This is a genomic window from Pseudomonas sp. Irchel 3A7 (genome assembly GCF_900187565.1).
In the GTDB taxonomy this organism is placed as follows: Bacteria; Pseudomonadota; Gammaproteobacteria; order Pseudomonadales; family Pseudomonadaceae; genus Aquipseudomonas.
This window is the reverse complement of sequence record NZ_FYED01000003.1, coordinates 448,083-471,877: the sequence shown is the minus strand read 5'-3', so window position 1 is coordinate 471,877 and position 23,795 is coordinate 448,083. Positions and strand designations below refer to the sequence as shown.

At 59.1% G+C, this 23,795-nt stretch carries 20 protein-coding genes, 4 tRNA genes and 1 riboswitch; of the genes, 3 read left to right on the top strand and 21 right to left on the bottom strand.

Annotation, left to right across the window (positions count from 1 at the left end; genetic code table 11):
* Positions 1 to 573: 573 nt before the first annotated feature.
* Positions 574 to 650 (bottom strand) — tRNA-Arg (locus CKW21_RS07135).
* Between the two features lie 633 nt (positions 651 to 1,283).
* On the opposite strand from CKW21_RS07135, the gene CKW21_RS07125 reads away from it, so the two are divergent.
* Positions 1,284 to 1,610 carry an Arc family DNA-binding protein gene (locus CKW21_RS07125; RefSeq protein WP_008154293.1) on the top strand — a complete coding sequence of 109 codons (327 nt, stop codon included), beginning with the start codon at positions 1,284 to 1,286 and terminating at the stop codon, positions 1,608 to 1,610.
* A 101-nt stretch (positions 1,611 to 1,711) separates the two neighbouring features.
* Here CKW21_RS07125 and mgtE read toward each other — a convergent pair whose 3' ends face one another.
* Complete coding sequence (gene mgtE / locus CKW21_RS07120; protein ID WP_095193282.1) at positions 1,712 to 3,154, bottom strand: magnesium transporter; 1,443 nt, start codon at positions 3,152 to 3,154, stop codon at positions 1,712 to 1,714.
* A 319-nt stretch (positions 3,155 to 3,473) separates the two neighbouring features.
* Here mgtE and CKW21_RS07115 point away from each other — a divergent pair, with 319 nt between their 5' ends.
* Positions 3,474 to 3,992: a cell envelope protein SmpA gene (locus tag CKW21_RS07115; protein ID WP_095193281.1), complete on the top strand. Its 519-nt coding sequence runs from the start codon at positions 3,474 to 3,476 to the stop codon at positions 3,990 to 3,992.
* 19 nt (positions 3,993 to 4,011) lie between these two features.
* Here CKW21_RS07115 and CKW21_RS07110 read toward each other — a convergent pair.
* The 7 genes from CKW21_RS07110 to ltaE all read right to left on the bottom strand — a co-directional run bounded on the left by CKW21_RS07110 (position 4,012) and on the right by ltaE (position 9,981).
* Positions 4,012 to 4,088 (bottom strand) — tRNA-Arg (locus CKW21_RS07110).
* A gap of 71 nt (positions 4,089 to 4,159) precedes the next feature.
* A tRNA-Arg gene (locus tag CKW21_RS07105) sits at positions 4,160 to 4,236 on the bottom strand.
* A gap of 108 nt (positions 4,237 to 4,344) precedes the next feature.
* Positions 4,345 to 4,435 (bottom strand) — tRNA-Ser (locus CKW21_RS07100).
* 62 nt (positions 4,436 to 4,497) lie between these two features.
* Entirely contained in the window at positions 4,498 to 4,686 is a 189-nt protein-coding gene (csrA, locus tag CKW21_RS07095; protein ID WP_002554426.1) for a carbon storage regulator CsrA, read from the bottom strand.
* A gap of 186 nt (positions 4,687 to 4,872) precedes the next feature.
* The gene (locus CKW21_RS07090; protein ID WP_095193280.1) at positions 4,873 to 6,114 is read right to left on the bottom strand and encodes an aspartate kinase; all 1,242 of its coding nucleotides are present in this window, start codon (positions 6,112 to 6,114) and stop codon (positions 4,873 to 4,875) included.
* Between the two features lie 91 nt (positions 6,115 to 6,205).
* Complete coding sequence (gene alaS, locus CKW21_RS07085) at positions 6,206 to 8,830, bottom strand: alanine--tRNA ligase (protein WP_095193279.1); 2,625 nt, start codon at positions 8,828 to 8,830, stop codon at positions 6,206 to 6,208.
* Between the two features lie 146 nt (positions 8,831 to 8,976).
* Entirely contained in the window at positions 8,977 to 9,981 is a 1,005-nt protein-coding gene (ltaE, locus tag CKW21_RS07080) for a low-specificity L-threonine aldolase (protein WP_095193278.1), read from the bottom strand.
* A gap of 196 nt (positions 9,982 to 10,177) precedes the next feature.
* Positions 10,178 to 10,348: riboswitch (FMN riboswitch) on the top strand.
* Between the two features lie 115 nt (positions 10,349 to 10,463).
* On the opposite strand from ltaE, the gene CKW21_RS07075 reads away from it, so the two are divergent.
* Entirely contained in the window at positions 10,464 to 10,973 is a 510-nt protein-coding gene (locus tag CKW21_RS07075) for a 6,7-dimethyl-8-ribityllumazine synthase (protein WP_095193277.1), read from the top strand.
* A gap of 132 nt (positions 10,974 to 11,105) precedes the next feature.
* On the opposite strand, the gene astE is transcribed toward CKW21_RS07075, so the two are convergent.
* From astE to CKW21_RS07015, 12 genes are all read right to left on the bottom strand, one after another.
* The gene (gene astE / locus CKW21_RS07070) at positions 11,106 to 12,116 is read right to left on the bottom strand and encodes a succinylglutamate desuccinylase (RefSeq protein ID WP_095193276.1); all 1,011 of its coding nucleotides are present in this window, start codon (positions 12,114 to 12,116) and stop codon (positions 11,106 to 11,108) included.
* Positions 12,117 to 12,128: 12 nt separating this feature from the next.
* Positions 12,129 to 12,419: a topoisomerase II gene (locus CKW21_RS07065; protein WP_095193275.1), complete on the bottom strand. Its 291-nt coding sequence runs from the start codon at positions 12,417 to 12,419 to the stop codon at positions 12,129 to 12,131.
* 61 nt (positions 12,420 to 12,480) lie between these two features.
* Positions 12,481 to 13,827, bottom strand: coding sequence for an N-succinylarginine dihydrolase (gene astB / locus CKW21_RS07060; protein ID WP_095193274.1), 1,347 nt, complete (start codon positions 13,825 to 13,827; stop codon positions 12,481 to 12,483).
* A 165-nt stretch (positions 13,828 to 13,992) separates the two neighbouring features.
* Positions 13,993 to 15,462: a succinylglutamate-semialdehyde dehydrogenase gene (gene astD, locus CKW21_RS07055; protein WP_170948640.1), complete on the bottom strand. Its 1,470-nt coding sequence runs from the start codon at positions 15,460 to 15,462 to the stop codon at positions 13,993 to 13,995.
* On the bottom strand, positions 15,459 to 16,484 hold the full coding sequence (gene astA, locus CKW21_RS07050; protein ID WP_095193272.1) for an arginine N-succinyltransferase: 1,026 nt from the start codon (positions 16,482 to 16,484) through the stop codon (positions 15,459 to 15,461). The genes astD and astA overlap by 4 nt, the downstream gene beginning before the upstream one ends.
* A gap of 74 nt (positions 16,485 to 16,558) precedes the next feature.
* Positions 16,559 to 17,578, bottom strand: coding sequence for an arginine/ornithine succinyltransferase subunit alpha (aruF, locus tag CKW21_RS07045; protein ID WP_095193271.1), 1,020 nt, complete (start codon positions 17,576 to 17,578; stop codon positions 16,559 to 16,561).
* Between the two features lie 217 nt (positions 17,579 to 17,795).
* On the bottom strand, positions 17,796 to 19,016 hold the full coding sequence (locus CKW21_RS07040; RefSeq protein ID WP_095193270.1) for an aspartate aminotransferase family protein: 1,221 nt from the start codon (positions 19,014 to 19,016) through the stop codon (positions 17,796 to 17,798).
* 234 nt (positions 19,017 to 19,250) lie between these two features.
* The gene (gene argR, locus CKW21_RS07035) at positions 19,251 to 20,231 is read right to left on the bottom strand and encodes a transcriptional regulator ArgR (RefSeq protein ID WP_095193269.1); all 981 of its coding nucleotides are present in this window, start codon (positions 20,229 to 20,231) and stop codon (positions 19,251 to 19,253) included.
* 246 nt (positions 20,232 to 20,477) lie between these two features.
* Positions 20,478 to 21,242, bottom strand: coding sequence for an ABC transporter ATP-binding protein (locus CKW21_RS07030; protein ID WP_007971015.1), 765 nt, complete (start codon positions 21,240 to 21,242; stop codon positions 20,478 to 20,480).
* A 28-nt stretch (positions 21,243 to 21,270) separates the two neighbouring features.
* Positions 21,271 to 22,383 (bottom strand): M14 family metallopeptidase, encoded by a 1,113-nt coding sequence (locus CKW21_RS07025; protein WP_095193268.1) that lies wholly within the window; start codon positions 22,381 to 22,383, stop codon positions 21,271 to 21,273.
* 1 nt (position 22,384) lies between these two features.
* Positions 22,385 to 23,083 (bottom strand): ABC transporter permease, encoded by a 699-nt coding sequence (locus tag CKW21_RS07020; protein ID WP_095193267.1) that lies wholly within the window; start codon positions 23,081 to 23,083, stop codon positions 22,385 to 22,387.
* The gene (locus CKW21_RS07015; protein WP_095193266.1) at positions 23,080 to 23,769 is read right to left on the bottom strand and encodes an ABC transporter permease; all 690 of its coding nucleotides are present in this window, start codon (positions 23,767 to 23,769) and stop codon (positions 23,080 to 23,082) included. The genes CKW21_RS07020 and CKW21_RS07015 overlap by 4 nt, the downstream gene beginning before the upstream one ends.
* Positions 23,770 to 23,795: the final 26 nt, after the last annotated feature.

Genomic DNA, 23,795 nt, shown 5'->3' with positions numbered 1-23,795 from the left:
TACATCTTTGATTTCTCGCGGAGTAACTTGTGATGCTGATAATCTGTTGACTAGCAGTCTGATACCACAAGCACCCACACGAATTGCTTGATTCAGTTGTTAAAGAGCGGTTGGTTAAGAGCTTTCGTCTCAACCGAGGCGCGCATTCTACAGCAGCCTCATTTGCTGTCAAGTGATTATTTTCAGAAGTTTTCAAGGTTTTCCTCAACAACTTCAACCACTTGCGCTTTCGATCTCTCGTCAGCGGGAGGCGAATTCTACAGCGTTACTCGCTGCTGTCAACACCTCTTTTTCAACTTCCTTTCGGCTTCGATGACCTGAAGCAACCTGCTGCCGAAAACTGCGTAACTCATTGTTTACCAAGGAGTTTTCCGTTTCGACTGCGCCGGAAGTGGGGCGAATTATAGACATCTGAAATCTGCCGTCAAGCACTGATTTGGTTTTTCTATTAATAAGGTGCAAAAAGGGGGAAACATCGCTTCTTCTATATAGAAGGAGCCACATCCGGACAGTAAGCACTTAGCCACTGCCAATGAAATGCGAGGAAAGAGAGATTGGAGGGTTATGAAAAGGTGGTGTCCCAGGGCAGGTTCGAACTGCCAACCTTCCCCTTAGGAGGGGGATGCTCTATCCAATTGAGCTACTGAGACACAAATTGCCCGCGAGAATACGCAGAGCGATAGACGGCGTGCATGTTAACGGGCAAGCCCACCTTTGTCATGTCATCCGTGGGCTTTTTAAGTGTAGGAGGATGCTTCAGAAGACGACGAAGTTTTACCTGGAAAATCACGAGGCGACTCATGACACCTTCCTCACGCCAGCGGAAGCGCCGGACAAATACCACTCGACAGCCCCTCCCGGCCAGATCCTGAAGCCCCCTATGACAAAATCCTCTGCCATCCATCCTAAATCGCCCTCACCGCCTATCCATCTCTAGTAAATCGGCCATTTGCCACTATCCTGTAAAGGGTAAGGAACAGTGATCGATTCGTATGACATGCCCGTCAGAAATCTTGACGTCGACTGTCAGGCAGAGGACGCAACCGGCGATACGGATCTGGACAGCTTTCCAAACCAGTCCGCATTTCTGATAATTGGTGCTGGCATAACGCCTTTACCCAGTTCAATATTTGTCACAGAATTGACGCCAATGATCTGGCAAGTTTGAGGCATGATGCGCGCCTCTATCAATTCAGGTTGAACATTTGGCCATAGCGCTTGTCGTATCAGACATCCTGCGGCCAATCCCGAGAACCGCTCCCCTGAACTAACCGGTTAAATATATGCGCCCATTGAAACAGGCAATTTATTCCAGCCGTACGGCTGACAAGTTCGTCGTACGTCTGCCAGACGGAATGCGTGAACGCATTGCCGAGGTGGCTCGCAATCATCACCGCAGCATGAACTCCGAAATCATCGCGCGCCTTGAGCAGAGCCTTATTCAGGAAGGTGCGCTGGGCGAAGAACTAAGCATGCGCCTGGACAGCCCAGAGCTTTCATTGCACGAACGCGAATTGCTGCAACGCTTCCGCCAACTCTCCCACCGCCAGCAAAACGCACTCGTCTCACTCATTGCCCATGATGCCGAGATGGCCACTGACGCCTCCTGACTCACATTGAAAGCTCAAGCCAGCCTGATCGCTGGCTTTTTTTTGCCTGAAATTCAGGCAAAAAAAAGCCCGCTGGGTAGCGGGCCTTACTGGAATAAAACTCAGAGCAGGAAGATCGTGGCCAGCCCAAGGAAAATAAAGAACCCACCACTATCTGTCATGGCCGTGATCATCACACTGGCCCCCATTGCCGGATCGCGCCCAAGCCGCGCGAGCGTCATCGGAATCAAAACGCCCATCAACGCAGCAAGCAACAAGTTGAGCGTCATGGCAGCAGTCATCACCACCCCCAACGACCAGCTGCCATAAAGCAGGTAAGCAACAACCCCGATCACACCACCCCAGATCACACCATTGATCAGCGCTACCGCCAACTCCTTACGCATGAGTCGCGAAGTATTACCGGTGCTGACCTGGTCCAGCGCCATGGCCCGAACGATCATGGTGATGGTCTGATTACCGGAATTGCCACCAATGCCCGCAACGATCGGCATCAGCGCGGCAAGCGCCACGAGCTTTTCGATGGAACCTTCAAACAGGCCAATCACCCGAGATGCGACGAATGCAGTGATCAAGTTCACCGCCAGCCAGGCCCAACGGTTGCGCAACGACTTCCAGACCGATGCAAAAATATCTTCTTCTTCACGCAGACCCGCCATGTTGAGAACTTCGTTTTCGCTCTCTTCACGAATCAGGTCGACCATCTCATCGATAGTCAAACGACCAATCAGCTTGCCGTTTTTATCGACCACAGGTGCGGAAATCAGGTCGTAGCGCTCGAACGCCTGGGCGGCATCGTAGGCTTCTTCGTCCGGATGAAAACTCACCGGATCACTGGCCATGACTTCAGAAACCTGCTTTTCCGGATCGTTGACCAATAAACGCTTGATCGGCAGAACGCCCTTGAGGACGCCGTCATAGTCGACCACGAACAGCTTGTCTGTATGACCGGGCAGCTCCTTGAGACGCCGCAGGTAACGCAGAACCACTTCGAGACTGACATCCTCGCGGATGGTCACCATCTCGAAGTCCATCAATGCACCGACCTGCTCCTCGTCGTAAGACAACGCAGACCGCACGCGCTCGCGCTGCTGGGCATCGAGGGTTTCCATCAGCTCGTGGACGACATCTCGCGGCAGCTCGGAAGCCAGGTCAGCAAGTTCGTCGGCATCCATGTCCTTGGCGGCAGCCAGGAGCTCATGATCGTCCATGTCGGCGATCAGGGTTTCACGGACCGAGTCGGATACTTCGAGAAGGATGTCGCCGTCGCGATCAGCCTTGACCAATTGCCAGAGCGTCAGACGATCGTCCAGCGGCAAGGCTTCAAGGATATAGGCGACGTCGGCGGAGTGCAGGTCGTCGAGCTTGCGCTGCAATTCGACGAGGTTCTGCCGGTGAACCAGGTTTTCGACCCGATCGTGATGCGGGCCTTCCTGGCGGTGGGTCAGGTCTTCAACCACTCGCTGACGCTGCAACAGCTCAACAACCTGAGCGAGGCGGTCCTGCAAGCTTTCCTGTGTTTTCTTTACTTCAACTTCAGACATAGGCGAACTCCACTCCCAGCAGTGGAACACGCCGGAAGGATCAATCAGTCAATTCATGATTGGAAAAACGTTTTACTGAGTAACTACTGGGTAAGTCCATGGAGGTATTCCACAAGCCCCGGCGGGGCTGACGGGCGCAATGATACACCGCCTGACGGTTTTAAATGTTAAAAAATCGCGGCTGAAACAAGCGCTTGCAAGACAAACCTGAGCGCCATCCTGATCCTTGAAACTGCGACGACTTATCCTGAAAAGAAAACACACCGCAGCGGAAAAATGTGGCGACTACGCTTGAGAACAACGTCATGGAGGACGCCCGATGCCACCGAGCGCACACTATTCTTTACTCATCAGCCTGCTCTGCTCGCCCTTGGCACTTGCCACGACCATTCACCGATGCGAGGCGGACAACGGGCACATCACCTTTACCACGCTGAGCTGCACGACAGGCGAAAGCTTTTCGCTCCAGGATGTCCGCACGCCCGCACCCGCTGGCGCAGTGACAGCTCTAATGCCTGAAACCGAGCGTGGCGATACACCCGGCACTAAAATCCAGAGAAGAGTTCCAACTGTTGTCGGCAAGGCCCAAGACAAATGCGGAAATCTGATCAGCGCGAAAGAGCGGCGGGAAGCAATCATCAATCAGCGGATTATCGCGGGCATGACTCAGCGAGACGTCGAAAGCGCTCTCGGCAAGCCAGACAAGATCAGTATTCGGAACTCGAGCACACGCTATCGCTACGAAAACAAACGAGGCCGTGGCGCGAACATTGAATTCGATGAGAACGGATGCACGAAAGGAAAAGCCAAATCCCAGACGGCAAAAAGCCCGCATTAAATGCGGGCTTTCTGTTGTATGGTGCACTCGACAGGATTCGAACCTGTGACCGCTCGGTTCGTAGCCGAGTACTCTATCCAGCTGAGCTACGAGTGCATTTGTGTTTTTAAACCAGACCACAACTGGTTGAAACAGAGTAGCTCACATTACTGCAAACAACTCTTAAATGGTGCACTCGACAGGATTCGAACCTGTGACCGCTCGGTTCGTAGCCGAGTACTCTATCCAGCTGAGCTACGAGTGCATTTGTTGCCGCGCATTATAGGCCGTTCAATCTGTTTGTAAAGCGCTTTTTTCTAGTAATTTCAACAACTTACCGAAGAAGCCAGATTACAACGTACTACGCAAATAATGGCGGAGAACGGGGGATTCGAACCCCCGACACCCTTGTGAGGTGTACTCCCTTAGCAGGGGAGCGCCTTCGGCCACTCGGCCAGCTCTCCGCAACACGGGGCGTATATTAACCAGCTTCTTCCCCGTTTGCAAACATAAAAAACGATAAAAATTAATGGCTTGGTTCTTCGTCCTTCTCTTTCTTGATGCGCAGGTAAATTTCCTCACGGTGGACAGCCACCTCTTTAGGCGCATTCACACCAATACGCACCTGATTTCCTTTGACGCCGAGCACGGTCACGGTGATTTCGCCATCACCAATAATCAGGCTTTCTGCGCACCGACGAGTCAGAATCAACATACCTTTCTCCTCACGCCTTACATTTCAGGGACAACAGTCTGCAAAAAAAAGGCACTCGACCTACAACCAACGCGGTCGCGGCCTACATGCCTGAGTATTGACTAGCGCGAGCAAAAGAACAGCCTCGGGGTCACGCCATTCAAAAAAACAAAGGGCGCGGTCAGACCGCGCCCTTTGGTGAACGCATCACTCGCCCTGGCGGACCGGTGCGTCCAGATCGAAAGCCGTGTGCAGGGCGCGCACAGCCAGTTCCAGATACTTCTCTTCGATCACTACGGAAACCTTGATTTCCGAAGTCGAGATCATCTGGATGTTGATGCTTTCCTTGGCCAGGGATTCGAACATGCGGCTGGCTACGCCTGCGTGAGAGCGCATGCCAACGCCGACGATCGACACCTTGGCGATCTTGGTGTCGCCAACGACTTCACGGGCACCGATCTCACGAGCGGTGTTTTCCAGCACGCCTTGTGCCGCCTGATAGTCATTGCGGTGCACCGTGAAGGTGAAGTCGGTGGTGTTATCGTGCGCAACGTTCTGCACGATCATGTCGACTTCGATGTTCGCGGCGCTGATAGGGCCGAGAATCTTGAACGCAACGCCCGGGGTGTCTGGCACACCACGGATGGTCAGCTTGGCTTCATCGCGATTGAAAGCGATGCCGGAAATGATCGGCTGTTCCATGGTTTCCTCTTCATCAATAGTAATGAGGGTGCCCGGACCCTCCTTGAAGCTGTGCAATACGCGCAGCGGAACGTTGTACTTGCCGGCGAATTCCACCGCACGGATCTGCAACACCTTGGAACCGAGGCTGGCCATTTCCAGCATCTCTTCGAAGGTGATCTTGTCCAGGCGTTGAGCCACGGACACCACGCGCGGGTCGGTGGTGTAGACACCGTCGACGTCGGTGTAGATCTGGCACTCGTCAGCCTTCAGGGCTGCCGCCAGGGCTACGCCGGTGGTGTCGGAACCGCCACGACCGAGCGTGGTGATGTTGCCGTGTTCGTCGACGCCCTGGAAACCGGCGACAACCACCACGCGACCGGCCTTCAGGTCGCCGCGAATCTTCTGGTCATCAATCTGCAAGATACGCGCTTTATTGTGCGCGCTATCCGTCAGAATCCGTACCTGATTGCCGGTGTAGGACACCGCGGGCACACCACGCTTCATCAGCGCCATGGCCAACAGGGCAATCGTCACCTGCTCACCGGTGGACACGATCACATCCAGTTCACGAGGAACCGGTTGGCCGTCGCCACTGATTTGCTTGGCCAGATCGATCAGACGGTTGGTTTCGCCGCTCATTGCAGACAGCACAACCACCAGGTCATCGCCGGCATCGCGGAATTTCTTAACCTTGTCGGCGACCTGCTCGATTCTCTCGACAGTGCCGACCGAGGTGCCTCCAAATTTCTGTACGATCAAAGCCATTTCAAAGCCGCCTCTGCCCATGAAGGGCGCCCAAATAATCACTCAAACAGCGTACCGGCCCGCCACTAGACTGCGGGCCGGACACCCTGCCTTATAAACCCTGCTCTACAAATGGAACGGTCAGCGCCAGTGCTGCATCCAGTGCGCCAGCGTCGGTACCGCCGCCCTGCGCCATGTCTGGACGACCACCACCCTTCCCGCCCACTGCCGCAGCGGCTTGCTTCATCAAATCACCGGCTTTGAGTTGGCCAGTCAGGTCTTTGGTTACGCCTGCAACCAGAACGACCTTTTCCTCATGGACACTGCCGAGCAGGATCACTGCGCGACCGAGTTTGTTTTTCAGCTGATCGACCAGCCCCAGCAGCGCCTTGCCGTCCTGGCCGTCCAGACGCACGGCCAACACTTTCACGCCCTTGACGTCCTGCGCTTGCGCCGACAGATCGTCACCGGCCGCGCTGGCCGCCTTGGCTTGCAACTGCTCGAGTTGCTTCTCCAGCAGACGGTTGCGCTCCAGCACAGCCGACAGCTTGTCGATCAGGTTGTCGCGGCTGCCCTTGACCAGGTTGGCCGCTTCCTTGAGTTGTTCTTCAGCCGCATTCAAGTAGGCCAGTGCCGCAGCACCGGTGACTGCCTCGATACGACGCACACCAGAGGCCACACCGCCTTCGCTGATGATTTTCAGCAGGCCAATGTCGCCGGTACGGCTGGCGTGGATACCACCGCACAGTTCAACGGAGAAATCCCCGCCCATGCTCAGCACGCGCACGCTGTCGCCGTACTTCTCACCGAACAGCGCCATGGCGCCTTTCTGTTTGGCGGTTTCGATATCGGTTTCTTCGGTTTCAACAGCGGAGTTCTTGCGAATCTCGGCGTTGACGATCTCTTCCAGGGCCTTCAGTTGCTCAGGCTTGACGGCTTCAAAGTGGCTGAAGTCGAAGCGCAGGCGCTGACTGTCAACCAGCGAGCCTTTCTGCTGAACGTGATCGCCCAGCACCTGACGCAACGCGGCGTGCAGCAAGTGAGTGGCCGAGTGGTTCAGCGAGGTAGCGTGACGCACCTCTGCTTCGACATGGGTTTCCACTGGTGTACCAACGATCAGACTGCCCGAAGCCAGTACGCCATGGTGCAGGAACGCGCCGCCAGTCTTGGTGGTGTCGCGTACGTCGAAACGCGAAGCACCGGCCTGCAGATAACCACAGTCGCCAACCTGGCCACCGGATTCGGCATAGAACGGAGTCTGGTTCAAAACCACGACGCCCTCTTCGCCTTCACTTAATACGTCGACCGACTGCCCGTCTTTATAGAGAGCAACGACTTTCGCCGAACCTTTGGTCGCGTGGTAACCGGTGAACTCGGTGTCGACGTCGACCTTGACCAGGCTGTTGTAGTCCATGCCGAAGGAGCTGGCCGAACGTGCACGGACGCGCTGGGCTTCCATTTCGCGCTCAAAACCTGCTTCGTCGATGGTCAGGCTGCGCTCACGGGCGATGTCGCCGGTCAGGTCCATCGGGAAACCGTAGGTGTCGTAGAGCTTGAACACGACATCGCCCGGCACCACGTCGCCTTTGAGCTCGGCCAGATCCTGCTCGAGGATTTTCAGGCCCTGTTCCAGGGTCTTGGCGAATTGCTCTTCTTCGGCTTTCAGTACACGTTCGATGTGTGCCTGCTGGGACTTCAGCTCAGGGAAGGCTTCGCCCATCTCGGCGACCAACGCCGCGACGATCTGGTAGAAGAAGCTGCCCTTGGCGCCCAGCTTGTTGCCATGACGGCAAGCGCGACGAATGATCCGGCGCAGTACGTAGCCACGGCCTTCATTGGACGGCAGCACGCCGTCGGCAATCAGGAAACCGCAGGAGCGAATGTGGTCAGCCACGACTTTCAGGGAAGCCTGGGCGTCATTGGTGCAACCGATGGCCTTGGCCGATGCGTTCAGCAGGCTCTGGAACAGGTCGATCTCATAGTTCGAGTGAACGTGCTGCAGCACGGCACTGATCCGCTCCAGGCCCATGCCGGTATCCACCGACGGTGCTGGCAGCGGGTGCAGCACGCCGTCGGCGGTGCGGTTGAACTGCATGAACACGTTGTTCCAGATTTCGATGTAACGGTCGCCGTCTTCTTCCGGCGAGCCGGGTGGGCCACCCCAGATGTCGGCGCCGTGATCGTAGAAAATCTCGGTGCAAGGACCGCACGGGCCGGTATCGCCCATGGTCCAGAAGTTGTCGGAAGCGTACGGCGCACCCTTGTTGTCGCCGATGCGAACCATGCGCTCGGCCGGAACGCCGATTTCCTTGGTCCAGATGTCATACGCCTCGTCATCGCTGGCGTAGACGGTGACCCAGAGCTTTTCCTTCGGCAGGTTCAGCCACTTCTCGGAGGTCAGGAAGTTCCAGGCGTAGGTGATTGCATCACGCTTGAAGTAATCACCGAAGCTGAAGTTACCCAGCATTTCGAAGAACGTGTGGTGACGAGCGGTATAACCGACGTTTTCCAGGTCGTTGTGCTTGCCGCCGGCGCGCACGCATTTCTGGCTGCTGACGGCGCGGGTGTACGCGCGCTTTTCCTGGCCCAGGAAGCAGTCCTTGAACTGGTTCATCCCCGCGTTGGTGAACAGCAGGGTTGGGTCGTTGCCCGGAATCAAAGAGCTGGAGGCTACACGGGTGTGGCCTTGCTCTTCGAAGAAGCGAAGGAAGGCTTCACGGATTTCTGCGCTTTTCATTAGGTTCTTCCACGGAGGCTGCGGCCAAAGGCCTGTTCGAAACGTCAACAGACGAAACGACGGCAAAGGGCCGCATTATATCGGCCCTGCGCGCGGGGTACAGCGTGTTTATACGATAGAAACGGTCAATTGGACTGCTAACGCTATCACTTACGGGAAAAGTCGACGAATGTCGCGACGACCTGCTCGATTTGCCCAGCGCTGACGTCCATGTGCGTGACCATCCGCAAGCGTGCGGCAGCGCTGAGCTTGACCCCGCGTTCGGCGGCAAACGCCTTGATCGCCTCGGCACGGTCACCCATGTTCACGTAAACCATGTTGGTCTGTACCGGCTCGACCTCATAACCCGCCGCGCGCAGGCCTTCGGCCAGCGATTGGGCGTTGGCGTGGTCGACAGCCAGCCGCTGGACGTTGTTATCCAAGGCATACAAGCCTGCCGCCGCCAGAATCCCGGCCTGGCGCATGCCGCCGCCAACCATCTTGCGCAAGCGCCGCGCCTTGGCGATCAACTGCGCCGAACCGCACAACACCGAACCGACCGGCGCGCCCAGGCCTTTGGACAGGCAGACCGAGACGGAATCGAAATGCTGGGCGATCTCCCGGGCATCGACACCCAGCTTGACCGCCGCGTTATACAGCCGGGCACCGTCCAGATGCAGCTGTAACCCGTGTTCACGGGTAAAGCTGCGGGCTCGGGCCAGGTAATCCAGGGGCAGGACCTTGCCCTGCATGGTGTTTTCCAGCGCCAGCAGGCGGGTGCGGGCGAAGTGGAAGTCGTCCGGTTTGATCGCGGCGGCAACCTGCGCCAGGTCCAGCGAACCATTGGCCTGCACTTCCAGCGGTTGCGGCTGGATCGAACCCAGCACTGCCGCCCCACCCCCTTCGTACTTATAGGTATGGGCTTGTTGGCCGACGATGTACTCATCACCGCGCTCGCAATGGGCCATCAATCCCAGCAGATTGCTCATGGTGCCGGTCGGGACAAACAGTGCCGCGGCAAAACCCAGGCGTTTTGCCAACTCGGCTTCCAGACGATTGACTGTCGGATCTTCGCCATAAACGTCATCCCCGGTGGCCGCTGAGGCCATCGCGTCGAGCATGCCGGCGGTGGGCTGGGTGACTGTGTCGCTGCGAAGATCGATAACGCTCATGAATCTGGCCTCGGTTAGCAGGGGAAAATCCCTTTCAGGTAGGAATTACTGTGGTCATGCCGACGAATAATCAACCCTTGAAGAGCAAAAGGCTTATTCATTCGACGAAAAAGTCGATAGCAATCATCAGATAGCAGCAATGCACAGGTGCGAAATATGTGTTAAAAACGCTGCGCCGCCCGACAATCGGGCGGCAAAACGTTCTCAGGGCGGGGTGCAACTCCCCACCGGCGGTAATTGCGCGCAATGCGCATAGCCCGCGAGCGCTTGGTGACGGCACGGCTTCGGCGGTGACTGGCGGCAAGGTCAGCAGACCCGGTGTGATCCCGGGGCCGACGGTCATAGTCCGGATGAAGAGAGAACGGGATTGGCGCCGCCAAGGCTCTATGCCAAAGCGCCGTCCGCAGGCACTTGTGCCTGCGCACCCTTAAATCCCATTCGATTCATAACGCCCTGTTTTTCACACAAACAGGAGTCAGAACATGCAACCCACCGCAATCGACAGCAAAAGCAAACACCATCAGGGCGAGCGCGTTGCGTTCATCCAGGCCTGCTGGCACAAGGAAATCGTTGACCAGAGCCGTAAAGGCTTCGTCGCGGAAATGATTGCCCAGGGTTATCAGGAATCCGACATCGACTTCTTCGAAGTCGGCGGGGCTTTTGAAATGCCCTTGCATGCCAAGTTGCTGGCCAAGACCGGCCGTTATGCCGGCATTGTCGCGGCAGCCCTGGTGGTGGACGGCGGGATCTACCGTCACGAATTCGTCGCCCAGTCTGTGGTCAGCGGCCTGATGCAGGTTCAACTGGAAACCGAAGTGCCGGTGTTCTCGGTGTCCCTGACCCCGCACCACTTCCATGCCGGTGAAGAGCACCAGAAGTTCTTCTTCGAGCATTTTGTGCATAAAGGCCAGGAAGCGGCGAAGACTTGTGCAGATACGTTGAGCAAGGTGCGTGCGTTGCGTCGCACTGAGCCGCGTGCGGTAGCCGTCTAACCACCAAAATACCTGTGGGAGCGAGCCTGCTCGCGAAAGCGGTTTAACATTCAAAGGTGATGTCGTTTGTTAATCCGTCTTCGCGAGCAGGCTCGCTCCCACATGGGTTCCATGACAAACCTGAGATCGTAATCAAGCCAGGTTTTCGTCGGTGGTCGGCACGATCAGGATGCCGGCGCGCAGGCCGTTCTTCACCTTGGGGTTCGGAAAGATGATCCGGGCGCCCTCTTCCTCGATGATCCAGCGGGTATTGGCGATGTCCTCAGCCAGCAAATAACCCACGTCCAATTCGGAAAAGTTCTCGATGTCCGCCGGCAGGTTCAAGCGGAAGCTGTCGCTGTGCTTGATGATTTCCCGCGCCACGCTGAACAGCTGCAACCCATCAAGCGCTTGTTCAGTCGACTCCGGCTCGGTGCCTTCGATGATCTGTTTGAGGCGGGTTTCCAGCCGGGACACGTTGACACCGTCGTTCTGCCCGAATGGTCGCGCCTTGCCCAGCTCGAGGGTGAAAGACTCGGCGCCGAGCTTGTCGTAGGTGTAGGAACTGAAGACGATGGACGGTTTGTTCTGCAGCAACACCGCTTCCATGCCGGCGGCGCGCAGACGAGCCAGCTCCTGGCGCGAATGCTGGCGGTCTTCTTTCCATGGGTACAGTGCGAACTGCTCGATTTTCGAACCGCGGATCGCGGTGTGCAGGTCGTAGTGCAGGCGCTGGCGATCCGGCAGGCTGAAGAAACTGGCGGCCAGGCGCTCCAGTTCACAGGCGCGCAAGGCTTCGGAGCCGCTGCTTTGTTCGTGACGGCCATTGAACAGCCGATTGACGTCCTGCTCGACGAAACGCTCACCCTTGCGAATCGCTTCAGGATTGCCGAACAGGAACAGAATGCGTGCGCGCGGCTTCAGATCGCCGCGAGCGATGTCATGCAACAGTCGATCAAGCAATTCGATCGGTGCTGTTTCGTTGCCGTGGATCCCCGCTGACAGCAGCAGATCCAGGCCATTGTCGCGCGCTTCGGGCGGCCGGACTTCCAGCGCGCCCTCGCTCAACCAGCGCATGCGCACGCCTTCGACAGTCAGTTGAGTCTTCTCCGCCGGTTCGCGGCCGGCGAGGGTCAGTTCAAGCAGTTTGCCGAGGGCGAGCATAGAGCGGTTTCCTTAGTGGTCGTGGTTGCAATCCGGGCCGTGAACGTGATCCTCGTCGTCGCCGAGCTCAGCCGGTTCCATCTCCAGTTGCAGACTTACCAGATTAGTCGCCAATGGGCGCAACAGCAGGTTGGCGTATTCGGCGTCACCTTCTTCGACGTCCACGCCGATCAGCAATTGGCCGCGGCCGTCTTGCTGGATCCACAGCTCTTTGCCTTGCCACATGACCGCGACGCGGGTGCAGGAAGTTTCCAGTTGCGTACCGTCGGTGTCTTCAAGGATCAGCTGCAGTTTGTCGCTCATGTAATTACGCTCTCATTGGAGATGAAGCGACGCGCTGTCGTGCCCGAAAGCGCGCCGTCGATCAATTGATCTGGAATGGATAAACCGCGCCCAGTTTAAGGATTTGCGTCAGTTCATCCAGTGCCGTCCGGCACTCAAGCAGCAATTGCGGGTCCGCAAGATCGTTTTCGGTCATGCGGTCGCGGTAGTGCTTGTTAACCCATTCGGTCAATGTGCCGTACAACGGTGCCGTCATGATAACGCCTTGATTGACCGCCGCCAGTTCGGTTTCGTTGAGCGCGACGCGCAACCTCAGGCAAGCGGGGCCACCGCCGTTCTGCATGCTTTGCTTGAGATCGAAAACTTTCACTTCCCGGATCAGGCCGCCGGAGCTGGTCAAACCCTGCAGATACTGCCAGACACGTTCGTTGCCATGGCATTCTTCCGGGACGATCAACAGCATGGAACCGTCAGGACGCGACAGCAGTTGGCTATTGAACAGGTAGGACCGAACCGCGTCTTCCACGGTTACCGCGGAACGCGGTACGCAGATTGACTGAAATTTCCCACCGACCTTGGCGAGTTTGCTCTGCAGTTCAGCGAGCATCTGTTCGGTCTCGAGGAACGCGTCCTCGTGGTAGAACAACACCTCACCGTTACCCACGGCGATCACGTCATTGTGGAACACACCCTGATCGATCACCGATGGATTCTGCTGGGCATAGACCACACCGTCATCCTTCAAGCCATGCAGACGCGCCACGGCCTGGGACGCTTCCAGGGTCTGGCGGGCCGGGTACTTCTGCGGAGCCGGGTAGCGGTTATCGAACGCACTGCGACCGAACACGAAGAACTCGACACCGGCTTCGCCGTATTCGCGGCAGAAACGGGTGTGGTTGGCCGCGCCTTCGTCACCGAACTGGGCCACGGCCGGCAGGGCCGCGTGGTGCGCGAAGTGTTTCTGGTCGGCGAACATTGCCCCCAGCACGCGGCTGGTGGTCGGGTGTTCGATGCTGCGGTGGTATTTGCAATTGAGGTTAGCGGCGGTGAAGTGCACGCGGCCATCCGCAGTGTCGGCACTCGGGCTGACGGTGGCGGCGTTGGCAACCCACATGCTCGACGCCGAGCAGCTGGCGACCAGCAGCGGCATCGCGTCTTTTGCCGCGCGTTCGATCACTTCAGCGTCGGTGCCGCCAAAGCCCAGGCGACGCAGTGCCGCCACGTCCGGGCGCTCCTGTGGCGCCAGCACGCCTTGCTGAAAGCCCATGTCCATCAGTGCTTTCATCTTCGCCAGGCCTTGCAGCGCTGCTTCCTTCGGGTTCGAAGACTGCTGGCTGTTGCTCTGGGATGCGACGTTGCCGTAGGACAGGCCGCCGTAGTTATGGGTCGGCCCCACTAGACCGTCAAAATTGACTTCATAGGATTTCATCAGCGAGGCTCCACGAGAATCTGTTTGTTATAGGCTTCTAGTAACAATTGAGTAAGACCGCGTCGCGGCCATCGCGGGCAAGCCCGCTCCCACAGGTTCAACAGTGTTCACATAATTTGTGTACGACTCGGACCTTGTGGGAGCGGGCTTGCCCGCGATTGGGCATCACGCCATCTTCACACCAGGTGTAAGCGCTGCGGGCAACACCAGGTTAGGGGTTTCCAGCGAGGCCACTGGATACGCGCAGTAATCCGCCGCGTAGTAGGCACTGGCGCGATGGTTGCCCGAAGCGCCGACGCCGCCGAAAGGCGCGCTGCTCGCAGCACCGGTCAGTTGCTTGTTCCAGTTGACGATACCGGCGCGGCTTTCCAGCCAGAATTGCTGATAGCACGCCTCGGAATCCGACAGCAGCCCCGCCGCCAGACCGTACGCAGTGTCGTTGGCTTCAGCGATCGCCGCTTCAAAATCAGCGTAGCGGATCACTTGCAGCAACGGGCCGAACAGCTCTTCGTCCGGGCGTTCGGTCACGGCGGTCACGTCGAGAATGCCAGGGGTCAACAATGCGGCCTGAGCCTGAGGTTGAGTCATTTCCAGCAAGGCCAGCGCACCGTTGGCCAACAAATGCTCCTGGGCTTCCATCAATGCTTTGGCCGCGCCAAGGGAAATCACCGAGCCCATGAACGGCGCCGGTTGCTGATCGAAGGCACCGACCGAGAGGGTCGAGCTGACCGCCACCAATCGCGCCAGCAATGCGTCGCCCCACGCGCCTTGCGGCACCAGCAAGCGGCGCGCACAGGTGCAGCGTTGACCGGCAGAAATGAACGCCGACTGAATAATGGTGTAAACAGCAGCATCCACATCGGCGACCTGATCGACCACCAACGGGTTGTTGCCGCCCATCTCCAGCGCGAGGATCTTGTCCGGGCGACCGGCGAATTGATTATGCAGGTGATTGCCGGTGCGGCTGGAACCGGTGAAGAACAGACCGTCGATGCCCGGGTTCGCCGCCAAAGCGATACCGGTTTCGCGGGCGCCTTGCAGCAGGTTCAGCACACCGGCCGGCAAACCGGCCTCGATCCAGCATTTGACCGTCAGCTCGGCGACTTTGGGCGTCAGCTCGCTAGGCTTGAACAGCACGCTGTTACCGGCCAGCAACGCCGGCACGATATGCCCGTTGGGCAAGTGGCCAGGGAAATTGTAGGGACCAAACACCGCTACAACACCATGTGGCTTGTGACGCAATACGGCGGTGGCGTCGCCCAGCGGGCCGCTCTTCTCGCCAGTGCGCTCGCGGTAGCTCTGGACCGAGATTGCAATCTTGTTGACCATGCTGGTGACTTCGGTCGCCGATTCCCACAGGGGCTTGCCGGTTTCCTCACCGATGGTGCGGGCCAGTTCGTCAGCATGGCTCTTCAGTGCAGCGGCAAAGGCCTCCAGCACCGAGATACGCTCTTCCAGGGTCCGGCGAGCCCAACCCGGGAACGCCTGACGCGCCGCTTGCACCGCCGATTCAACCTGAGCGGCCGTGGCGCCTTGACCGGACCACAGCACTTGCTGGGTCACCGGGTTCAGCGACTCAAAGGCTTCGCCCTGACCGGCCAGCCATTCACCTGCAATGTATAGCGACTTCATTATTTCGACTCCCGGGCTGCGGACAACGGAACGGCGCGCACCTGATCGCCGGCGTTGAGTTGAAGACGTTTGGCGGTCAGCGGGTCGACCACCAGCGTGCCGGCGGCGAAGCGTGCGGGTGCGGCAGTGATCCGGCACTCTTCGCGCTTGCGGTTGTGGATAATGAATGGCGTGGCGTCGTCACCCGGCGTGCCGATGGCCAGCACCAGCGCCTGACTGTCGCGTACGGCGCGGATCTTGCCGGTTTCGCACTCGATCGCGGGGCCTGCGTCGAAAATGTCGACGTAGCCTTGATAGCTGAAACCTTCGCTCTTGAGCATCGACAGCGCAGGCTCGGTATCAGGGTGCACCTGACCGATCACGTTGCGCGCATCCGGCGACAGGAAGCAGGTGTACAGCGGGAATTTGGGCATCAGTTCGGCGATGAACGCCTTGTTGCCCACGCCGGTCAGGTAATCGGCCTGGCTGAATTCCATCTTGAAGAAGTGGCGGCCCAGGCTTTCCCAGAACGGCGAACGCCCGGCGTCATCGGACACACCGCGCATCTCGGCGATGATCTTGTTGCCGAACAGTTGCGGGAACTCGGCGATGAACAGCATCCGCGCCTTGGACAGCATGCGGCCGTTAAGGCCACTGCGGAAATCGGCGTGCAGGAACAGCGAGCACAGCTCGGAGTTGCCGGTCAGGTCGTTGGCCAGGAACAGCGTCGGGATTTCGCGATAGATGTTCAGCTCCTGCGAAGCACTCACCGTCAGACCGACGCGGAAGTTGTACCAGGGCTCACGCAGACCAACCGCGCCGGCGATGGCGGAAATGCCCACCACGCGACCGTCGTCATCTTCGAGCACGAACAGGTAGTCCGCATCGCCCCGCCCGGCTTCACCGCGAAAGGTCTTCTCGGCCCAGCCGACCCGATGGGCCAGACGCTCTTCGTTGGCCGGCAAAGTGGTCAGGCCGGTGCCGGTGCTGCGGGCCAGGTCGATCAGAGCGGGTAAATCGCTGCTGCGTACGGGACGAACGATCATGCTATCTCCTCAAACGGGCCGCTTGCGCCACCCGTGAAACTCGCTGCTTTTCAGGCATTTTTTTGAAGCAGGCGTTAAACCGCCACCAGGCGCACGCTCGCACCTTCACCGACACCCAGGGCTTCGGCCGCTTCCAGGTCCAGGGTCACGGGTTTGCCTGGCGCGTAATCGAGCTCAAGCATGACGGCGCGGTAATCCTGCAACTGCGCGTTGGCCACCAGATACTGTCGACCGACACCTTTGACCGGCTCGCCGATTTTCACCGGTACCACGCGGCTCTGGGCAATCGAACGGATCCCCGAGACGCGGGCATGCAAGGTCGGGCCGCCGTCGAAAATATCGATGTAGTGATCGGTCTCGAAGCCTTCGCGCATCAGGATGTCGAAGGTGATTTGTGCCCGCGGGTGCACCTGGCCCATCGCTTCCTGCGCGGAGTCCGGCAGCAGCGGCACGTAGATCGGGTAATGCGGCATCAGTTCGGCCAGGAACGTACGGCTCTTCAGGCCGCACAGACGCTCGGCTTCAGCGTAGTTGAGGTCGAAGAAGTTGCGGCCGATGGCATCCCAGAACGGCGAATCGCCATTTTCATCGCTGTAGCCGACGATCTCGGTCACCACGGAATCGGCAAAGCGCTCCGGATGGCTGGCCACGAACAGCAGGCGTCCACGGGAATTGAGTTCGGCCCAAGGCGAACCCACCAGCTCGCGCTGCACGTAGAAACTGGTCAGCAGGCTGTTACCGGTCAGGTCGTGGCACTGGGAGAGCACATGAATCTTGTTATGAATCTTCAGCTCGCGGGAAGCGTGAACGAAGGTTTCATTACGGAAGCTGTAGAACGGCTCGGAATAACCGGCGGAGGCAACGATGGCCGAACAGCCCACCAGCTTGCCGGTGGTGGTGTCTTCGAGGACGAAGAAATAACTCTCTTCACCGTTGAAGCTCACCTCGGCGGCGAATGACGCTTCGCTCGCGGCGATCTTGTCGCTCAGGCGTTCAACGTCATCCGGCAAGGAAGTGACACCAATCGGGCTGTCCGCAGCCAGACGCTGTACCTCGCCCAGATCAGCCATTTGCGCGGGGCGCATCACCAGCATGGTGTCACTCCTTTCTAAAAACTCTTTGAGGAAATAAGCCGGGCCACTCAGCGCGACACTGTGGGAGCGAGCCTGCTCGCGAATGCGTCCTTTCAGACAACAACGATGTTGGCTGTCGGCCCTCTTCGCGAGCGGGCTCGCTCCCACATATATAGATAGAGCGGGCACGGCATAAAAATTTGGTTCGACGCCTGAACGGTCAGGCGCCGAGGAGCTATCAGGCTTGCGTCAGTTTTGCCGCAGCGCGTTCGAAGCGGTCCAGACCGGCATCGATATCGGCGTCTTCCACCACCAGGCTCGGGGCGAAACGCACCACGTCCGGGCCCGCTTGCAACACCATCAGGCCTTCTTTTTCAGCGGCGTTGAAGATGTCCTTGGCCTTGCCTTTCCAGGCATCGGTCAACACGCATCCGATCAACAGGCCCAGGCCACGCACCTTGGTGAACAGGCCGTACTTCTCGCCGATCTGCTCCAGGCGTGCCTTGAACTTGTCGTGCTTGGCGTTGACGCCGGCCAGCACTTCAGGGGTGTTGATCACGTCGATCACCGCTTCGGCGACCGCGCACGCCAGCGGGTTGCCGCCGTAGGTGGTGCCGTGGGTGCCGACGACCAGGTGCTTGGCCAGGTCTTCGGTGGTCAGCATCGCCGCGATCGGGAAACCGCCGCCCAGGCTCTTGGCGCTGGTCAGGATGTCCGGGGTCACGCCGTAATGCTGGTACGCAAACAGTTTGCCGGTACGGCCCATGCCGGTTTGCACTTCGTCGAAAATCAGCAGCGCGTTGTGCGCGGTGCAGAGTTCGCGGGCGCCTTGCAGGTATTCGAGTTCAGCCGGGATCACACCGCTTTCGCCCTGAATCGGCTCCAGCACCACCGCGCAAGTCTTGTCGGAAATGGCAGCTTTCAGCGCGGCCAGGTCGTTGTACGGCACGTGGGTGATACCGGTGATTTTCGGACCGAAACCATCGGAATACTTCGACTGGCCACCGACGTTCACGGTGAACAGGGTACGACCGTGGAAGCTGTTGAGGGCGGCGATGATTTCGTACTTCTCGCTGCCGAAACGATCGTGGCCGACGCGACGGGCCAGCTTGAAGGCGGCCTCGTTGGCTTCGGCGCCGGAGTTGCAGAAGAACGCACGCTCGGCAAAGGTGGCATCGATCAGTTTATGGGCCAGGCGCAGGGCCGGCTCATTGGTGAACACGTTGGACACGTGCCACAGCTTGTTGGCCTGCTCGGTCAAGGCACCGACCAGCGCCGGGTGCGCATGGCCCAATACGTTTACGGCAATCCCGCCGGCGAAGTCGATCAGCTCGCGACCGGACTGGTCCCAGACGCGGGAACCGGCGCCACGCACAGGAATGAAGGCGGCAGGCGCGTAGTTGGGAACCATAACCTGGTCGAAATCGGCGCGTTGTACCGCAGCGTGCTCAACGGACATCGGAGTCTCCTGAAGAGAAAACACTCGCCTGAAACTGGCGAGCGATGGGGGGATTGTAAGGACAGTTTTCAGCCCGGCCTTGCCGCCAAGCGACAACTTCTTATAGCGCAAACCCCGGATTTTCCCGGGTTTACGGCAATGCGACATATAGGGTCGCAAAGGCGCAGTTTAACTGTCCGACAGGGTTAGCGGCAGGGTTGCGGGGGATTTGATTTGCGCAAACTGCGCCAGCGGTCAGCCGCGCTCGGACGGCACCGACGACAACTCGAACGGACTGCTGCTGCGTCGCTGGTTGCGATCTTCCCGCGGCGTGGCGCCGAAGAAGTTGCGGTAGGCGCTGGAAAAATGCGGCCCCGAGGAAAAGCCGCAAGACAGGCCGATCTGAATGATCGACTTGCTGGTTTGCATCAACATCTGCCGGGCCTTGTTCAGGCGCAGCTCCAGGTAGTACTGGCTCGGCACACGGTTGAGGTATTGCTTGAAGATCCGCTCCAGTTGTCGACGGGAGACGCACACATGCTGGGCGATTTCGTCGGTGGTCAGCGGTTCTTCGATGTTGGCTTCCATCAGCAACACGGCCTGGGTGAGCTTCGGATGGCTGGAGCCGAGGCGATTCTGCAATGGAATGCGCTGACGCTCGCCGCCTTCACGGATACGCTCGACCACCAGCTCTTCCGACACCGCACCGGCCAGCTCCGCACCATGATCACGGGCCAACACCGCCAGCAACAGGTCGAGTACCGACATGCCGCCACACGCAGTCAGGCGGTCGCGGTCCCAATCGAACAGATGACTGGTGGCAATGACCTTCGGGAAGCGTTCGGCAAAATCATCCTGCCAGCGCCAGTGCACGGCCGCGCGATAGCCATCGAGCAAGCCGAGTTGCGCCAACGGATAGACACCGGCCGACAGGCCACCGATCACACACCCGGAACGCACCAGTTGCTTCAACGCACTGCTGAGCGCCGGCGCCAAAGTCGTCGGCGGCTCGTCGGCAAGCAGGAACAGTTTCTGGAAGTTTTCGAGCTTGCCGGTCCAGGCTTCGCCGGGCAATTGCCAGGCGCCTTCGGTTGGCGGTTCAGCTTGCAAGAACGACAGTTCGTAGACCACGTCCGGATGCACACGCTGGGCAACACGCAAGGCCTCCTCAGCCAGCGCAAGCGTCAGTGCTTTAGTGCTGGGCCAAATCAGGAAACCAATTCGATGGGCAGTCATGGGTGGGCAATCCGAAACGAAGAACAGTGATGAAGGCATGGGCCAATGCTAGCCCGTAAATGAACACAAATCTCAAAACCAACAGCGATCCCTTGTGGGAGCTGGCTTGCCAGCGATGGCGGTCTGTCTGTGCCAGAGATGCAAACTGAACCACCGCTATCGCTGGCAAGCCAGCTCCCACAGGGATCGGGGGCCGGCCTTGGATTGCGAAGCATGCACTATCGCGGTGCACAACGGCAGTCTTGATTACTTGAGGCTGCCCGAGAGGAATTGCTGCAAGCGCTCGGATTGCGGGTTCACCAGCACTTCACGCGGGTTGCCGCTTTCTTCGACGACACCTTTGTGCAGGAACACCAACTGGTTCGACACTTCACGGGCGAAGCCCATTTCGTGGGTCACCACCACCATGGTCCGGCCTTCCTGGGCCAGGGCCTGCATGACTTTCAGCACGTCGCCGACCAGTTCCGGGTCCAGCGCCGAGGTCGGCTCGTCGAACAGCATCACCTCGGGCTCCATCGCCAGCGCACGGGCAATTGCCACGCGCTGTTGTTCACCACCGGACATGTGGCCCGGGTAAGCGTCCTTGCGATGTGCCACGCCCACCTTGTTCAGGTAGTGCTCGGCTTTCTCGCGGGCTTCTGCCTTGGATACACCGAGTACGTGCACCGGCGCTTCCATGATGTTTTCCAGCGCGGTCATGTGCGACCACAGGTTGAAGTGCTGGAACACCATCGACAGACGCGAACGCATGCGTTGCAGCTGTTTCGGGTCGGCGGCCTTCAGCGCGCCGTCCTTGTTCGCCACCAGCTTTAGCTCTTCGTTGTTGAGCAGGATCTTGCCCGCGTGCGGCTGCTCCAGCAGGTTGATGCAGCGCAGGAAGGTACTTTTGCCGGAGCCACTGGAGCCGATGATGCTGATCACATCGCCAGCCGCCGCTTTCAGGGACACGCCCTTGAGCACTTCGTGACTGCCATAGCGTTTATGCAGGTCTTGGACTTCAAGTTTGTACATGCGGTCGGTTCTCACAAAAAGCAGTCAGTCAGTCGTTGAGCAAGCGCCCGTGACGCAGCGCTTCGCGCCCCGCCACCTTGGCCAGCCAGAAACCGGGTTGGGCATAACGCAGCCGTTCAATGGCAAACAGCACCCCGGACGTACCAGCACACACCGTGCTGACCCGATCCGCCAGCGGATCGATCACTTCAAAAATCTCATCACCGGCTTCGATCCACTCGCCAGGGCTACGCAGAAAACTCACCACGCCAGGATGCGGCGCGAACAGCAACTCAGTGCCTTCGAACGGCATGCCCTCGCAAGGCTCATACGCTGCATTCGGCCAGTCGCCGCTGATCAGGCCTTGCTCGGCGAGGAACGCCAGAATGCCTTCGGCGTGCGCCTCGGTCTCAGCGCGACCGGTGTCGGCCTGACCACCCAGCTCAATGGTAGTCGCCAGGCACGCCAGCGGAATCTGCGCGTCCGGGAACAGACGCGACAACCGCAACCACGGCAGCGAACAGGCTTCGTCGAAGGAGCTGCCGCCGGAATCTTCCGCCAGCAGGCCGACCCGCACATTCAGGTGCGCGGCCAGCGAACGCCACTGCGGCCAGTGCTGCGGCAAGGCGTACATGTGCAGCGCCGCTTCGCAATCGCAGTGCAAATCCAGCACCACATCGGCGGTGCAGGCATGGCTGAGCAAGACACGCTGCATGCCCTGTAATTGGCTGCTGGCCGGTGGCAACGCGGCCAGCACATCGCTCATGGTCTGGCGGATCAAACGGATGTTGGCGTGCGGATCATCGCCCAGATGCCCATCGAGCTCGGCGGCCACTGGCGCACTGAGTTCAACGAAATCGCGGTTGAAATTCTTGCCGCTGCCCGCCTCGAAACGCCCTTGATGATTGCCCTGCAGCAACTGACCAAGGCCCAGCGGGTTGGCCACCGGCACCAGCTCGATCACACCGTTGAGCAAGCCCTGGGCTTCGAGTTCGGCCAGGCGCTTTTTCAGCGCCCAGGCCGTGCGCATGCCTGGCAGTTCATCGGCGTGGAGGCTGGCCTGGATGTAGGCCTTGCGCTCGCCACTGCCGAAGCGGAAGACCGAGATCTGGCGCTCGCTGCCCAGATGGCTCCACGGCAATGCATGATCGATGCGTTCCATATCAGTGCTTCCGCGGAGCCAGGTAGCCCAGCCAGCGGCGCTCGGCCAGCTTGAACAGCTTCACCAGAATGAAGGTCAGGCACAGGTAGAACACGCCGGCGGTGATGTACGCCTCGAACGGCAGGTAGAACTGGGCGTTGACCGTACGCGCGGCACCGGTGATGTCGATCAGGGTCACGATGGACGCCAGACTGGTGGTCTGCAGCATCATGATCACTTCGTTGCTGTACTGCGGCAGCGCGCGACGCAGGGCCGACGGCAGCAGGATGCGCTTGTACATCTTGACCCGCGACATGCCCATGGCCTTGGCCGCTTCGATCTCGCCGTTCGGCGTGGCACGCAGGCTGCCGGCGATGATTTCGGCGGTGTAGGCGCTGGTGTTGATGGCGAACGCCAGGCACGCACAGAAGGTTGCACTGGACAGCCACGGCCAGAGGAAGCTCTCGCGCACGGCCTGGAATTGCGCCAGACCGTAGTAGATCAAGAACAGCTGCACCAGCATCGGCGTGCCGCGGATCACGTAGGTGTAGAGCCACGCGGTCATGTTGACCACGGCGTTTTTCGAGACCCGCATCAAGCCCAGCGGCAGCGCGCACAGCAGGCCGAAGAACAGCGACAGCGCGAGCAGTTTGAGGGTGGTCACCAGGCCGCCGAAGTACAGCGGCAAGGACTCCCAAATGACGTTGTAGTCGAAGATCATAGATCAGCCGCCCTTACGCCTACCGAGTAGCGCTTCTCAAGGTGACGCAATGCCAGCAACGAGACACTGGTGATCACCAGGTACAAAGCCGCCACTGCGAGGAAGAAGGTGAAAGGCTCACGGGTGGCATCGGCCGCCTGCTTGGCCTTGAACATCATGTCTTGCAGACCCACCACCGAAATCAGCGCGGTAGCCTTGGTCAGTACCAGCCAGTTGTTGGTGAAACCCGGAATCGCCAGGCGAATCATCTGCGGCACCAGCACCCGGAAGAACACCTGAAAACTACTCATGCCGTAAGCCATGCCGGCTTCGGCCTGACCTTTGGGAATCGCCATGAACGCGCCACGGAAGGTTTCCGACAGGTACGCACCGAAGATGAAGCCCAGGGTGCCGATACCGGCGGCCAACGGGTTCAGGTCGATGTATTCGTCGTAGCCCAGCATCGGCGCGACGCGGTTGAGCAGGTCCTGGCCGCCATAGAAAATCAGCAGGATCAGCACCAGATCGGGAATGCCGCGGATCACCGTGGAGTACAGATCGCCCAGCCAGGCCAGCCAGCGCACCGGCGACAGACGCAGTGCCACGCCGATCAGACCCAGAACAATGGCCAGGGCCATGGACGACAAGGCGAGCTGAAGCGTCAGCCAAACGCCATCGAGGATGACAGCCCCGTAGCCTTTCAACATGATTCAGGTCCTCGAGAGTTGGGATG

Bases quoted from the DNA above. Each gene is read 5' to 3' on its own strand.
- CKW21_RS07125 (WP_008154293.1), top strand. From the start codon at position 1,284: ATGCGCCCATTGAAACAGGCAATTTATTCCAGCCGTACGGCTGACAAG.
- mgtE (WP_095193282.1), bottom strand. From the start codon at position 3,154: ATGTCTGAAGTTGAAGTAAAGAAAACACAGGAAAGCTTGCAGGACCGC.
- CKW21_RS07115 (WP_095193281.1), top strand. From the start codon at position 3,474: ATGCCACCGAGCGCACACTATTCTTTACTCATCAGCCTGCTCTGCTCG.
- csrA (WP_002554426.1), bottom strand. From the start codon at position 4,686: ATGTTGATTCTGACTCGTCGGTGCGCAGAAAGCCTGATTATTGGTGAT.
- CKW21_RS07090 (WP_095193280.1), bottom strand. From the start codon at position 6,114: ATGGCTTTGATCGTACAGAAATTTGGAGGCACCTCGGTCGGCACTGTC.
- alaS (WP_095193279.1), bottom strand. From the start codon at position 8,830: ATGAAAAGCGCAGAAATCCGTGAAGCCTTCCTTCGCTTCTTCGAAGAG.
- ltaE (WP_095193278.1), bottom strand. From the start codon at position 9,981: ATGAGCGTTATCGATCTTCGCAGCGACACAGTCACCCAGCCCACCGCC.
- CKW21_RS07075 (WP_095193277.1), top strand. From the start codon at position 10,464: ATGCAACCCACCGCAATCGACAGCAAAAGCAAACACCATCAGGGCGAG.
- astE (WP_095193276.1), bottom strand. From the start codon at position 12,116: ATGCTCGCCCTCGGCAAACTGCTTGAACTGACCCTCGCCGGCCGCGAA.
- CKW21_RS07065 (WP_095193275.1), bottom strand. From the start codon at position 12,419: ATGAGCGACAAACTGCAGCTGATCCTTGAAGACACCGACGGTACGCAA.
- astB (WP_095193274.1), bottom strand. From the start codon at position 13,827: ATGAAATCCTATGAAGTCAATTTTGACGGTCTAGTGGGGCCGACCCAT.
- astA (WP_095193272.1), bottom strand. From the start codon at position 16,484: ATGATCGTTCGTCCCGTACGCAGCAGCGATTTACCCGCTCTGATCGAC.
- aruF (WP_095193271.1), bottom strand. From the start codon at position 17,578: ATGCTGGTGATGCGCCCCGCGCAAATGGCTGATCTGGGCGAGGTACAG.
- CKW21_RS07040 (WP_095193270.1), bottom strand. From the start codon at position 19,016: ATGTCCGTTGAGCACGCTGCGGTACAACGCGCCGATTTCGACCAGGTT.
- argR (WP_095193269.1), bottom strand. From the start codon at position 20,231: ATGACTGCCCATCGAATTGGTTTCCTGATTTGGCCCAGCACTAAAGCA.
- CKW21_RS07030 (WP_007971015.1), bottom strand. From the start codon at position 21,242: ATGTACAAACTTGAAGTCCAAGACCTGCATAAACGCTATGGCAGTCAC.
- CKW21_RS07025 (WP_095193268.1), bottom strand. From the start codon at position 22,383: ATGGAACGCATCGATCATGCATTGCCGTGGAGCCATCTGGGCAGCGAG.
- CKW21_RS07020 (WP_095193267.1), bottom strand. From the start codon at position 23,083: ATGATCTTCGACTACAACGTCATTTGGGAGTCCTTGCCGCTGTACTTC.
- CKW21_RS07015 (WP_095193266.1), bottom strand. From the start codon at position 23,769: ATGTTGAAAGGCTACGGGGCTGTCATCCTCGATGGCGTTTGGCTGACG.